Raw genomic sequence first — 14,299 nt, forward strand, 5'->3', positions numbered from 1 at the left:
TTTAGTAAAACTAAAACGTTGTAGCTACGAATCTATCCCGAAGAGTATTTACTTTGAGAGGGTTGCGGGAGACACGGTCGCTCGGTTTAATATTCTCTAATTTAAGGATGAATTTTGATTGCGATCGTGCCTTAAAGTCAGGTGACTTTTCGATACTATCAAGCTAATTTCGCTCATGAGTTTGGAGGTCGTGTGTGGAGCCAATTCAGCAATCTCACCACCTGATTGATTTAGTCAGCGAACTCGTCGATCTTATAAAGCAGCGGCAGCTAACCGAAGCTGAGCGACTGCTTATGGAAAATAGCCTTAACGGTACGACGCAGTACCGAGAGCTTGCAGAGCAGGGCGGTTACAGTGAAAAGTATCTCAAAAATGTTGGCTCTGATTTATGGAAGCTTCTAACTGAAGTCTTCCATTTGGGCGTTAAAATTACAAAAAATAATTTTTCTTCTGTTCTGACGACTCATCAGGGACGACTGCAAGAACGAGTGATTCAACTCAGGCAATCTTCTTTCTCAAAGCGCAAAATTTATACTTCCACATCGTCTCAAATCTATGGTCAGATTCCCCGATTAGATCAGTTTTACGGGCGTGAGATTGAACTCAAGACCCTGAAACAACAATTATCCGAACTCAACTGTATCAATATCTGCGGGCAACCTGGCATCGGAAAGAGTGCGATCGTAACTCGATATCTGATGGAATCCTGCGAGTTCGAGTATGTAATTTATCAGTCACTTTACGATGCTCCCCGACTCCTGCAATTGATTCAAAATCTTCAACAATTGCTGCCATTGGATAGCAATTCTTTAGAGATTGGCAAAGTCGATCGCAATTTTCCGACAGATATTGATGGAACTGATAGTTATATCGAGCACCTCATTCAAACGCTCAAGCAACATCGCTGTCTGCTCATCTTTGACGACGCTGACCAAATCTTACTTCGGAACGGTAGCAGCCTCGATCCCTATCCTTCTGCATATCACGATTACGGCAAATTTATCCGTCAAGTTGTTCATTCTCCACACTCAAGCTGCTTACTGTTACTCAGCCGATTTGGGTTCAAGGATCTTGAATGGATGGCAAGCCATAACCTTCCCTGTGCGATTTTCCCACTGAAAGAACTCAGTGCTGAAGATGCGCGACAGATTTTAGCAAGACAAGGAATTGGCACACCTACTGAACAAGAGCAATTAGCAAGACTTTACTACGGTAATCCCCTGTTATTGCAATTTGTAGGCGAACACATTTTGGAACAGTTTAATGGAGATGCAGGAGAATTTCTTCAGCTTGAAACAACCCTTACGCCCGATCGCTTTGCTCATCCGATTCAGCATCAGCTTACTCAAGCAACAGACCTAGAACGTGAGATTTTAGTCCTACTAGCACTTTCTTCAGCATTGACACTTAGCACATTGTTGGAGAAGCTAGAGTCTAAAGCATCTCCATTTAGTAAGTCCGAAGTTCTTAAAGTCCTAAAATCGCTCTACCAACAAACCTTGATCGAACGCCAAGTGCAGCCGGATAGCAAAGTCCAATTCTTGCTTCAACCTGTGATGCGGAAGTGTGTTCTGAAACAATTTGCGTCGCCAGTAGGCTTGGCGAAATAACGATTATGCTGTCTGAGCAACTTGTTTACTGTATCAATCCGCATTGCCAGCAGCGACAAAATCCGCCTGAGTTTGAGCATTGTCAAGCTTGCTACACGCCGCTTCGGGTTCAGAATCGATATCAACTAGTGCGCCTTTTACGATCGCGAAAACCCGAAAATCCTACCGAAGTCTTTGAGATCGACGACCAAGGCACAGCCAAGATTCTGAAGGTTCTCAGTAGTGATGATCCAACTCGCGATCGCGCCTTCCGTCGTGAAGTTGAAATCCTTTCTCAACTCAATCACCCAGGCATTCCCAAAGTTGACCTAGATGGCTATTTCACGGTTCAAACTCCTTCAGGAATTAGCCTTCGGTGCATTGTGCTGCAAAAGATCGAGGGCACAAATTTAGAGGAATGGATCAAGGTTCACGGCAAACTCTCTCAAGACCTGGCGCTTCAGTGGCTTGAATCTCTCATCGAAATCCTCGATCAAGTTCATGGGAAAGGTTTCTTTCATCGAGATATTAAGCCGAGCAATCTTTTGCGGCAACCAGATGGAAAACTTGCACTGATTGATTTTGGATCAGCCCGATCGTTTGAAAGCCAAACCTATTTAGCAAAAGTCAACCGTCGCCACTTCAATCCCTTTGACACTGAATCTGAAAGTGTAACCGCATGGGGATCGGCTGGCTACACACCGCCGGAACAATTTAATGGTCATGCTGTCCCGCCTTCGGACTTTTACAGCGTCGGTCGCACCTGGGTTTATCTCATGACCAGTATTCAGCCGATTCGACTGCACGAAGACCCACAAACCGGAAAGCTCGACTGGTATAGATACGCTTCTCAAATTGCCCCACCTTTCAAGCACTATATCGATACTTTGATGTCGCTGCTGCCTGGACGAAGACCGCAAACGACGCAGATCATTTTGCAGTATTTACGCAACCGCGATCGCCTCCCACTGCTTCTAAAATTCGACCTCATTCAACACTGGTTACTAAGGACTCGTTTCGGAAAGCTCACGCTCGGTATTCTGGGATTTCTATTGTGTCTCAGCATTTGGCAAGCTGTTCGCATGGGACAAATGCGAAACCATTTCGAGCAGGCGAAAGATGCCCAGCTCGCGCAGCAGTTCGATCGAGCTAGGTATCACTACGAACAGGCACTCGCGATCGATCCAAACAATTTCAAAATCCATAACAATCTCGGTCGATTATGTGCGGCTCAAGCAAACTACGACTGTGCGCTCGACCATTACGAAACCGCCATTAAATTCAATCCTCAGTATTGGGAAGCTTACTATAATCTCGGTGGTCTTTATGATACCTGGGGGCGCTATCCAGAAGCGCGGCAATACTACCAGAAGGTCATCAATGCAAACGCCGCGATCGCGCCTGCCGCTGCTAATAATCTTGCTCGACTTAAAAACCTAGAAAGTGATTATCAGGGCGCGATCGATTTGGCTCAGAAGGCATTGGAGCAGCCCCCTGATTGGGTCGATCGCACCACGAGAGCGGCGTTGCTAAAAAATTTAGGATGGGCATTTTTCGAGCGGCGCGACTTTGCGATCGCGACTCAATATCTCAATGCTTCACTGAGCCTCGATCCAACTCGCACCGAGGCTCAGTGCTTACTCGCACAGATTTACCAAAAACAACAGAACACCAAAGCTGCTGATCTCGCCTGGACTCAGTGTGCAAAAAGCGATCCAACCCTGCCAGAAGTTCAACGATGGCTCAAGCAAACTCCTGTTCCGTCTTCCCAAGCCTCATAGGACGCAATTCCTCTTTATGTCTTGTTCAGAATTAAATACAATTGCGTAAATTCCGTTGTTCCTGAACGATCGTTGATTTTTCTGCACAGTATGAATTATTTCCTGCGAGGAGTTACTTTTCTGTTGCCACTTGCTGTTCTTGTGCATCCAACATTCCTAACGGACGCTAGACAGCCGGACTTATCTCGATGCCAGCCAATCGGTCGAATCATCAATAGCAGAAATCCAAAGCTTCCAACCGGAAGTTTGGTGTGTGCTGAACAAATTATTGCCTCAGCTAAATTTACGCAGTCAACTACGCTCTTATGCTGGAATGGCACGATTCTAACGGCGAAGAATCTAAATGCTTCAACGATCGAGCGATCGTGCAGCGCAACCTCGAAAGATCCGATGAGGCTCTGTTCTTCTGATCAAGACTCCTTCTGCATTCGACCGAGAGGCTCCTCACCGATTGCATTACGATTTTTGAGTCCGATCGGCTACACTATCATCGACACCCGACCTCAACTCGCTTGGACTCCGATTGATCGCGCTCAGAAATATACCGTTCAAATTCGGGGGAACGATCTCGCTTATCAAACCACAACAGTGAAGCCTTCGCTCGTTTATCCAGCTCAACTCGCCTCACTCACTCCCGGCAATACCTATCAAGTTACAATCAGCACAACCAAAAATTCTGAACGGCTCACTGTCCGAACTGTAATTCGAGTGTTAGATCGTGAACAGACTCAAATTTTGAATCGAACGATCGCACAAATTCGGCAACTGAATTTAAGCCCTGACGAACAAGCTCTAGATCTAGCAAGGGTTTATGCAGCTAAAAATCTGATCCACAATGCAATTCAAGTTCTCGAAGCTCGTGTTCGATCAGGCTCTCAAGACAGCAGAGTGCAGGCAACCCTAACTCAACTGCTCAAGCTATCTTGACGCTTCAGGAGGCTACTAATTTGACATCAGTGTTGACCGATTGCTGAACTGTCTTACTATAAGTGCACTTCCAGTGCTGCTTCTGGTATTTAGAGAGGAATCTACCATTTCAAGCTATTTTCGTCGCGCCTGCGTTACTTCACCTAGCTTTTGATTGTGTTCACTACTCGAAAATATCGCCGCCTGCTTCAAAGCGCTCTGATTGCTCTGATTGGCTTCGGGCTGACATGGTTACTAACGTTACTTCCTAGCTTGAATGAGCGAGCGATCGCTGTCTTCCCAATTTCCAAAACAACTGCTCAAATTCAGTCTGAACAACGATCTGCCGACAAACTCACTCAACTGGGTTGGCAACAGTTTCATCAAGGCGATGTTACTGCTGCACTTCAAACCTGGCAAGATGCCACCCGAAAATATCGTCAGGCAAAGGATGAAACGGGAACAGTTGGAAGTCTTGTCAATGAAAGTTTGGCTTTGCGATCGCTCGGCTTTTACCCCAGAGCGTGTTCAACGATTCTCAATGCGCTGAATCTTTCTCAAAACCTTTGCCCACCGATTGGCATTGCTTCGAGTGCTGCCATTCCAGAAGTACTCGCTCAACTAAAACAGCAGCCCGTTACTCAAGTTCGCATTCTAGCGCTGCGATCGCTGGGTACAACATTGCGCCAAATTGGTAATCTAGCTGCCTCGGAAGCAATTCTCAATCAGGCACTTAGTTCTGCCCAAACTGCTGCAAAACAGGATATTCCATCATTACTGCTGAGTTTAGCAATTACAGAACAGGCTCAAGTCAAACAAGCTCAGGTGCGTTATGACCTTGCCGAAGATTACGATCGTGAATTAATCGAGTTAGAAACGATCGAGACGAATTTGAAAAATGCGATCGCCCACTATCAGCAAGCAGCAAGTACCTCCAAAGCAACCTCTAACATTCAACTTCAGAGCGCTCTTAATCTGCTGCGTCTAAGTCGAGACGTAGATCAGTGGCTCACGATCTATCAAGCATTTGCCACACCCGGATTGCAGACGCTACGAAAAAATCTCATCAGTCAACGTCCTCAATTAATCGAAAAAATTGAATCAACTTCGTTAGAACCTTTGCCTGTGGTTGAAGTAATCCAAGCTCAGTTGCATTACAGCGAAACCTTGCTGCAATTTCTATCTACTCCTAACTTGATGAGCGGGCTTTCTACTTCAAGCAAGATAGCTGGAACGATTCGCGATCGCGCCCAAACTGCTCTAAAACAGGCTCAAACGATTCGCGATCGACGACACCAATCCTTGGCACTCGGAATTCTTGCAAGGCTCGACTATCAAACGAATCAATTTCAGTCTGCTCAGTCTACAGCGACACAAGCCCTAAGCCTGTCACAATCTATTTCTGCTTGGGATTTGTCTTATCAATGGCGGTATCTGCTTGCTCAACTCGCTCAAAAACAGAGAAATTCTGCAAAAGCGATCGAGAATTATCGAGCCGCGATTGTGAACTTAAACCAAGTTCGCGAGGCGCTATCGGGCGGAAATCTAGACCTACAATTATCATTTCGCGACAAAATTGAACCTGTTTACCGTGAGTATCTGCAACTACTGCTGAATCAGTCTAATCCTGACCTGAAAGCTGCGATCGCAATTAACAATCAACTGCAAATTACAGAACTGGAAAACTTCTTACGCTGCGGCAAACTCGATCTTGTTCCCTTGAGCCAAATTTCCACATCGAAAAGCGAAACGATTATCTATGTTCTCAAATTACTAGACCGCTACGAAGTCATTGTGCAATCAGCTAATCGCTCGTTGCAGCACTTTCCCATTGGCGCACGATCGCTGCAAGATAATGTTAATAACTTACTGCGAGTCCTCCAAAACGAAGAATTTTCCCAGTTGGCGGAAGGCGAGTTCCTGCCCGATGCCCAAAGACTTTATCGATTGCTTATTGCGCCCATTAAACGCGCCCTTCCGAATCAAGGAACACTGGTCTTCGTTCTAGATAGCACACTACAAAATATTCCAATGTCGCTTCTGCACGATGGCGAATCCTATTTGATTGAGCGTTACAGTGTCAGTACCATTCCAGGCGCACAAATGCGTTCTCCGCAGCCAATCGGCAACAAGCAGCTTAGGGCGCTAATTGCTGGACTGAGCCAACGGAGTCCAAGCCTAAATGCACCTGGATCACCCCCTCGCTTGCTGCCACTGCCACAAGTTAAAGAAGAAGTTGAACAGATTCGACAAAGCATTCCAAATTCTGTCGTATTGCTCGATCGAGCGTTTACAAGCCGACAGTTTCAACAAGCTCTTCAGCAAGAAAGACTGCCGATTTTACACATCTCAACGCATGGTCGCTACAGTTCAATTCCAGAAAATACAGTACTTCTCGCTTGGGATCGACCCTTGAACCTACCACAACTGAATCAAACGTTGCGGAGTCTTTCAGAATCGGGTCAGCCGAACTTAGAGCTATTAGTGTTGAGTGCTTGTGAAACAGCGAGAGGCGATCGACGATCAACATTGGGACTTGCAGGAATCGCGACTCAAGCAGGGGCACGAAGTACGATCGCATCTCTCTGGCTGGTTGATAGTCAATCAACCGCAGAACTAATGCGTATTTTCTATCAAGCTCTCAGCAAAGGGCAATCTAAGGCTGAAGCATTAAGAACGGCTCAACTGACACTGCTCAGTACTTCAACCTATCGCCACCCTTATTTTTGGTCGAGTTTCCTGCTGATCGGAAGTTGGTTGTAGCGTTTCTATGATGAAAGCAATCTGCCATTGCTGCATTAGTCGGTGCTGGAGATTGACTATAGGCAACGAGCCTTACTGTTCCATCGGGGAGCCGTTCCCATCCTTGCGCTTCAACGATTTCAGGTTTTTGTGATGGTAAATTGCCGTTGGAAGGCTGAACGCGGTTGCCTTGCCAGCCTTGGTCTAACTCCAGTGATTCTGCTGGGGTAGAAGGTAGACCACCAGCGCCGCTAATCGTAAATCGATTCGTTCCTGCTTCGTTGAAATCAGGACAAGTCGATCGCAAAGGGGGAATCGTCAATAATTCTACTGAGCTAGGGGCAACATCTCCGACCGTTGTTTGTGGTGCATCGATTTGAACAGTTCCATTCAGTTGCGGATCAACCGCCGATGTCGCACTAATCAAGCTATCCGACGATGAAAAAACGCCCTGTGCCCGAATCGCGATCGATCCCCCTGATCCTCGTTCGGCGTTTGCGATGATGCTACTGTTTCGCAAAATTGCCAGGATATCCGTATTTATGGTAACGTTGCCTCCATCACCGCGCCCTCCAGCCGTTGCCGTGATGCTGCTTCCTCGTTGGAGTTTCACTTGATCCGATTGAATTACAATGTTCCCTCCTTGCCCACTCTGAGTTGAGGCGGCAAGTTGTCCTCTTTGATCGAGATCAATTGATCGCGCGTTCACCCGCAGCGTCCCAGCATTCCCTGAGCCTTCATTTTTAACCGTAACTTGAGCGCCGTTGCTTACTTTCAATTCACGGGTTTGAATCGTAACGTCTCCAGACTCCCCCGTTAAAGCTGGCGGAACGAAGAAGGTTTGCCGCAGGACTGGATCGAGAATATTTGCGGCTGAAATGATCAAGCTAGGATTGCGAGAGTTAGGGACAGTTCCGCTTACTTCAACAGAGTCGATCGCATTAATTCTGACACTGCCTGCCGATCCTTGGGCTGCGGTGGAAGAATCGACGCGCCCACCGTTCTGAACGATGAGATTCTGAGTATTCAAAGTAACTTCTCCAGCATTGCCTTGATCGAATGTTCCTGCACTAATGACACTTGGCTGAAACAAAGCAGCAACTCCAACGAGCCGAATCGATTCACTTGTATTGATGATGATATTTCCACCTGCTCCACGCCCACGCGAACTTGATAAAATTACGCCGCCATCGATCGCTTGATACTGACGTGTCGTTATCTCAATATCGCCCGCCCGCCCGTCGCTAAAGGTTGTGGAGTAGATTGCGCTGGCGGCTCTTAGGTCAATCGGAGAAGTGCCAATAAGCTGTACGAGATTTGCGCCCTGAATCGTTATCTTTCCAGCATCGACTGAACTATAAGTGCGCGTGTTGAGCGCTCCTCCAGTCGTTAGCGTGAGATTGGGAGTCGTGATAACAATGTCGGCTCCTGCCCCAGATCGAAGTGCCTCGGTGTAAAAGCCTCCCGGAATTCTTGCAATTGGATCAGTGCCGCTAATTTCTACTGATCCAGTTGCATTAATGGATATTGCTCCAGATGGCGCGATGCCGAAGTTTTGAATTAAGCCGATCGACCCATCCTGAAGGCGAATTTGTTTGCCTTGCAGCGCGATCTCACCCCCTCCAAGTCCACTGGCATCAATCAGCGATCGTCCTGCCAATCTCACATCTTGAAACTGAGCTACCTTGCCGTAATTAAACGTCCATCCGTTTGAAAATAATTGAAACCGAACTTCTCCAGACTGTACTCCTGCAATTTCGACTCGTCCACTTGGAGCTTTAACAATTCCTCCATTCAACCGAACCTCTCCACCGATAAGTGCTAGAGTTCGTCCAGGTCGAACTTGCAATCCGATTGGCGTTGCAGCTTGAGTGATGGGAAATAAGGTAACAGGTGGGCGAATGCCTTGAACGTCATGCCCTGCTCCTTGTACCTGAATCGAGCTAGTATTGCCTAGAAACCCTAAGCCAATTGGGGCGCTGATCGTTAGTAATGGTTTTTCTTGCGGTGCGATCGCATTAAACTCAGTGCCATCTTGAAAGCGAATTGTACTAGCAGTACTACCAAGAAATGACCCACCAATATTCAATCGAGCATTACTGCCGAAAATGATGCCGCGAGGATTAATCAGAACCAAATTCGATGCTCCATTAACTCGGATTGTGCCATCGATCGTAGAATTCAATCCTCCAGTCACACGAGCAAAGATAGTTTGAATCTGAGGAGATTGATTAAAAAACGCCTCCCCACCTGTTGGAATCGAAAATTGATTAAAGCTGTGAAATAAATTGCTTCCTCGAACCGTTCCGCCTTCAATCACACACTGCTGACATCCTGCTTCCACTTGGGAATTTACAGGAAGCGTTTGGTCTGGGATAATCTGGGCAATCTTGACTGAAGCTGAACTGACATTTAGCTCTGGAGAGATAGTTGTAGCATTGGCAACTGCTAGAGTGGATTGAATGACTAGCAATGCCAACGGTACTGACAAAGACAATCTTGGGTGCATGGCAACTTTAACGATGTAGCTTGTGCGATTGATTACTACTGCTGTAAAAACTCATTCAATGGCAGATTGGCAAGCTAATTCACCGCTTGAGCGCACCCTAATCCTCAAAGTATATGAAATCGTTCGTAAAACGCAAACACCTTAGAAAAGCTTTCCGATGGGTAAGATTTGGATTGCTTATTGTTAGTGCGATCGTGCTTCTAGATATGCTGCTGGCACGAAATGTCTACCACCCTTTGACGTATCTCTACAAGGGAATTAGCGTGATACAATGTCGTGAATCCTTTGCGCCATCTTGCTCTTCGACTACCTCTGCTGCTGTCATAGGAACAGGCGGAATGGTCGTGACCGAACACCATGAAGCCTCCAAAGCAGCAGTACAAATTCTTCAAGCTGGTGGTAACGCGATCGATGCCGCAGTCGCAGCCGCATACGCGCTATCGGTAAGCTACCCGTGCTGTGGAAACTTGGGTGGCGGTGGATTTATGCTAATTCGCATGGCTAATGGTCAAACTCGATTTCTTAATTTTCGTGAAACGGCTCCGACTGCTGCGACTCCAACGATGTATCTGGATAGACATGGAAAAGTCATTCCTAATCTCAGCACTCAAGGCTATCTAGCAGTTGGTATTCCTGGCACTGTTAAAGGGTTAGATTATGCGCTGACAACGTATGGTACTTTGAGTCGTGAGAGAGTGATGACTTCTGCGATCGCGCTTGCCGAACAAGGATTCGTTCTGCACCCTGCTGATATTGCTATTCTTGAACGTCATAGAAAAACCTTTGAGAAGCAGCCGAACGTTGCCAAGATTTTTCTCAACAAGGGTCGATCTTATCGATCAGGAGATCGATTGATTCAAACTGACTTAGCGCGATCGCTCAAATTGATTGCGGCTGGTGGAGAAAAAGTATTTTACCAGGGTGAGATTGCCCAGAAGATTGTGCAGGCAAGTCATCAAAATGGCGGAATTCTAACAACCGCAGATTTCGCGAGTTATAAGCTTCAGGATACTGCTCCGCTGCAATGCCAGTATCGCAACTATCAGATCTTGACGGCTCCGCTTCCGGGTGGCGGAACGACGCTTTGTCAAATGCTCAACATTTTAGAAGGTTATTTGCTCAAGCAAAGCGGGTTTCAAACGCCTCAAACACTTCACTGGATGCTGAGTGCAATGCTGTTTGCTTATGCCGATCGTAACGCTGAACTCGGTGATCCAAACTTTGTTCAAAATCCATCTGAGCGATTGCTTTCAAAATCCTACGCAGCTGAGATTCGTAGCAAAATTCCACACGATCGCGCCATTGATCCAAACCAGGTTTATCGCACTCCTTCCAAGTCCGAAGGCGACCACACGACGCATTATACGATCGCGGATCGTGAGGGCAATATCGTGAGTGTGACCTACACATTGAATTCCTTATTTGGAGCGGGAGTGATTGCTGAGAATACAGGATTCTTCTTGAATAATGAGATGGATGATTTCACAGCAAAACCAGGTGTGGCGAACAGTTATGGACTGGTTCAGGGAAAGGCAAATGCGATCACACCCGGTAAGCGTCCACTGAGTTCAATGACTCCTACGATCGTCTTAGAAAACAATCAGCCTGTTTTGGCAACGGGAAGTCCAGGCGGCTCTACAATTCCAACAACTGTGCTGCAAATTATGCTCAACACGCTTGAACATGGTAAATCAATCGAAGCAGCCGTTGCAGCCCCTCGCATTCACTATCAAGGACTGCCGAATTTTGTCCTAACAGAAGCCCATGCCTTACCTGGCTCAACGTTTCAGCAGCTATGGGAAATGGGCTATCGAGTCATTCCCTACGGAGGTTGGGGTGCGGCTGAATCCTTGAGCTTTGACGCACAGATTCGTCGAGCTGCCCATGATCCTCGTAAGCCAACTGGACAAGCGATGAGTGAGGAGCGCAGCACAAAGGAAAGTTTGCAGCCATAGCTCATTCTTCTCAGTTAGAGATTCCTGCCGACGCGCCAAAATTTTCCAAAGTTTGGAAATCTTCAAAATATTCCAGGTGGAAAGTCCTTCTGGAATTTAGCTCTACCAATTGAACAAAGTCAGAACACAGTAGCAATATTTACCATCAGAATGATGTTTGCCTCAAGTCCCGGTTCCAAGTTTCTGAGAATTTGGTAAGCGTCGTTTTGCTTTCTTTGCAGATAAACCTAGCAGTTCTAATGTTTCGGAATAAGGGCGTTCTTGTGCAAGCTGCTGGTCTAGTATTCCCAGTTTCTGAGCGGCAATCGATTTAGGCTTGCCATGCTCTGGATATTGGCAAACATAGCGACTTTTATGAATCCACTCACGCCCCGCCCCTTTTTCGGTCGATCGCGGTTCTTCCCAATGAAACCAGATTTCAATGTAGTTCTTTCCCTTCTTGGTGACTGAGCGGATTTCTTTCGAGCCAACATGATTCTGAATTCGCATTCCATCAGGTAGCTGGTTTTTTAGCTGTTCTGCACTGTGAACTGTCCCCAAATGGTTCTGAAGACGACGTAAAATTTCTTGCCGATCGCAAAGTGGAAGTTGCAGCAGAAAAGCATAAACCGTTTCCAGGTCTAAATCTAGATTTTCCAGAGACTTGTTCCTTCTGGAATTAGACGGTTGTTTAACCTGAGTACGTTTGAACTCAGGCGATGAACGTTCTATCATGGAGCCACACCCCTCCCTTGTGGAGGAACTAAACCAATAGCCCCGCTTGGTTGCAACAGGCGGGGTTTCTTCTAAACCTAAAAAAATTGTATTCCTTTCAGACGGGAAGAAATAGGTGTGCTGCTCTTAATTCAATGAAGTTTTAAGGGTAATCGTATGGCAGTTTGCTGGACTCGAAGCTAGACACAGGATTCGCGGCTGAATGACGAACCCGCCCAAAATGCCAAGCTAAACCGATCGCGATCAGGGTTGCGCCCAAGAAAAAAGCAATAGTATCAGCAGTCAGTCCGACAGCAAACTTACCTCTACTGAGTAGGAACGAGCCAGTTACAAAATTCATCATCCCCACACCACGTTGATGATAATGGCGAGGATTCTCCTACCGCAGGCGGAGAAGCAAACGGCGTTTGAAAGCGATGACCCGAAATCCCGTTGACGAAGTGAGGGATACCGTTCACCAAGAAAACACCTGCCAAGAAATGAGCAATCACTGATCCAGTCAGGGGAACGCTCTTGATTAACGTAGGAGAACGGGTTGAGCATCGACACGAACTCGAAAGGCACTGGGCGACCATCCCGAATTTCAGCAACGGTAAACGGCACTTCGTCACCCCACCTGGGAAAGTTCACGAAGATTCGTCCGCCGTGCGAGACAGTCACACCTGTCAACATCGCACCATTGAAGTAAGCCACTGGCTCTAACGTGCCAAAGGTTTCGACGATCGGTAAATTCTGGAGCTGGCTAACCATTTCTCTGTTTCCTGCTTGTACGGTGCTTTCGGTGAGTTGGTCGCTGCGATCGCACTTCGACAAACGGATAGAGTCTGCGACGAGATCATTTGATGTGCTACCCACGCTGCACTCAGCCTAGAAAGGCAACAGGCGGATTGCGTCTCTCCAATGAAAGAGCGCATTGCCTCGATCGTCTAACGCTTTTTTATCGCAGCACAATCTCATCCAACGTTTGGTTAAACTTTTTTCTCTTTTTGTGCCTCATCCGCTAGAGGTAAATACGGGTACACTTTCTGCTAAACGTACTGCTGATAAGGAGTGGGATCGCGTGGTACGGTGAAGCCAGTAACCTAATCCTGCCTTGATTGACAATGCCTGACACTAAGCGCAATTTAATGAATTATGCTGATTCAGTGCTCACTTGTCGTAAGACCTCCAGGAAAATTGGTAGAACAGGATGACGATGACCGTACTGCCATGCGGCAGCAAGTTCCAGTTCTGGAGTCGGCTCTAATAAGGGTTTGCTAACAACATCATGCGGTGCGATCGCAGATGCTGAAACATGAAGCAGCGTTACTCCCATTCCAGCCGACACTAATCCTAAGATCGTGTGCTGAGGAAACACTTCTTGCACCACATTTGGACTGAAGCCCGCTTGCTGACACAGTCCAATCATCTGATCGTACAAAACAGAACCAACGTAGCGTGGGTAGAAGATGAAAGGTTCATCAGACAGCGCTTTGACCGAAATCGGTTCAGACATATTATCAGCCAATGGATGACTATCTGGCAGAAAGAGCAGCAACTTCTCTCGATACAAGGTTTCTACAACCAGTGCATCGGTATGAATTGGCGGATGTAGCAAGCCTAGGTGAATTTGATCGCTCAACAGTGCCTCAACCTGCTCATTTGTTTGCGATCTCTCCAGCACTAATTTGATTTCAGGATACTGTTTCTTAAATTGCCGCACAGCTTTAGGCAAAATGCTATTCAACGCTGCACCCGTAAAGCCGATGGTCAACTGTCCCCGCTCACCGCGATCGGTTTGTTTTGCCAGCAGAATTGCTCGATCGGCTTGTTGGAGTGTTTTCCTTGCCTCAATTAGAAAAGTCTTGCCTGCTTCCGTTAAGCGCACCGTTCGTTTCGTGCGCTGCAAGAGTTGTACTTGAATTTCTACCTCTAACTCACGAATTTGGCGACTGAGCGGTTGTTGCGCCATCTGCAAGCGTTTTGCGGCTCGACCAAAGTGAAGTTCTTCTGCTACCACCACAAAATAACGTAGATGCCGTAATTCCATTTGAACCTCCAAGGTGTGAATGATGAACTGAATGAGTGTTGGACAGTTCTAATCTCACTTTTTAGCATGAATGG

General features: G+C 46.8%; 10 protein-coding genes. 5 read left to right on the plus strand and 5 right to left on the minus strand.

Going from position 1 to position 14,299, the window contains the following annotated elements; all coding sequences use genetic code 11:
- The first annotated feature begins 194 nt into the window (after positions 1-194).
- From ACQ4M5_RS13785 to ACQ4M5_RS13800, 4 genes are all read left to right on the plus strand, one after another.
- Entirely contained in the window at positions 195-1,610 is a 1,416-nt protein-coding gene (locus tag ACQ4M5_RS13785) for an AAA family ATPase (RefSeq protein WP_430676202.1), read from the plus strand.
- Between the two features lie 5 nt (positions 1,611-1,615).
- A complete protein-coding gene (locus ACQ4M5_RS13790; protein WP_430676203.1) occupies positions 1,616-3,370 on the plus strand; it encodes a protein kinase domain-containing protein in 1,755 nt (584 codons plus the stop codon).
- 90 nt (positions 3,371-3,460) lie between these two features.
- On the plus strand, positions 3,461-4,297 hold the full coding sequence (locus ACQ4M5_RS13795; protein WP_430676204.1) for a hypothetical protein: 837 nt from the start codon (positions 3,461-3,463) through the stop codon (positions 4,295-4,297).
- Between the two features lie 156 nt (positions 4,298-4,453).
- Positions 4,454-7,039, plus strand: a complete 2,586-nt coding sequence (locus ACQ4M5_RS13800; protein ID WP_430676205.1) for a CHAT domain-containing protein — start codon at positions 4,454-4,456, stop codon at positions 7,037-7,039.
- Here the strand turns inward: ACQ4M5_RS13800 and ACQ4M5_RS13805 are convergent.
- Entirely contained in the window at positions 6,972-9,527 is a 2,556-nt protein-coding gene (locus ACQ4M5_RS13805) for a filamentous hemagglutinin N-terminal domain-containing protein (RefSeq protein WP_430676206.1), read from the minus strand. The two genes, ACQ4M5_RS13800 and ACQ4M5_RS13805, sit on opposite strands and share 68 nt — an antisense overlap.
- 113 nt (positions 9,528-9,640) lie before the next feature.
- Here ACQ4M5_RS13805 and ggt point away from each other — a divergent pair, with 113 nt between their 5' ends.
- On the plus strand, positions 9,641-11,482 hold the full coding sequence (ggt, locus tag ACQ4M5_RS13810; protein ID WP_430676207.1) for a gamma-glutamyltransferase: 1,842 nt from the start codon (positions 9,641-9,643) through the stop codon (positions 11,480-11,482).
- Positions 11,483-11,644: 162 nt separating this feature from the next.
- On the opposite strand, the gene ACQ4M5_RS13815 is transcribed toward ggt, so the two are convergent.
- The 4 genes from ACQ4M5_RS13815 to ACQ4M5_RS13830 all read right to left on the minus strand — a co-directional run bounded on the left by ACQ4M5_RS13815 (position 11,645) and on the right by ACQ4M5_RS13830 (position 14,225).
- Positions 11,645-12,196 carry a hypothetical protein gene (locus tag ACQ4M5_RS13815; protein WP_430676208.1) on the minus strand — a complete coding sequence of 184 codons (552 nt, stop codon included), beginning with the start codon at positions 12,194-12,196 and terminating at the stop codon, positions 11,645-11,647.
- Between the two features lie 142 nt (positions 12,197-12,338).
- The gene (locus ACQ4M5_RS13820) at positions 12,339-12,539 is read right to left on the minus strand and encodes a hypothetical protein (RefSeq protein WP_430676209.1); all 201 of its coding nucleotides are present in this window, start codon (positions 12,537-12,539) and stop codon (positions 12,339-12,341) included.
- Positions 12,536-13,051: a hypothetical protein gene (locus ACQ4M5_RS13825; protein WP_430676210.1), complete on the minus strand. Its 516-nt coding sequence runs from the start codon at positions 13,049-13,051 to the stop codon at positions 12,536-12,538. Before ACQ4M5_RS13825 ends, ACQ4M5_RS13820 begins: the two co-directional genes overlap by 4 nt.
- Before the next feature lie 277 nt (positions 13,052-13,328).
- Positions 13,329-14,225, minus strand: a complete 897-nt coding sequence (locus ACQ4M5_RS13830; protein WP_430676211.1) for a LysR family transcriptional regulator — start codon at positions 14,223-14,225, stop codon at positions 13,329-13,331.
- Positions 14,226-14,299 lie beyond the last annotated feature (74 nt).

This window comes from Leptolyngbya sp. AN10 (genome assembly GCF_050565645.1).
Taxonomy (GTDB): domain Bacteria; phylum Cyanobacteriota; class Cyanobacteriia; order Leptolyngbyales; family Leptolyngbyaceae; genus Leptolyngbya.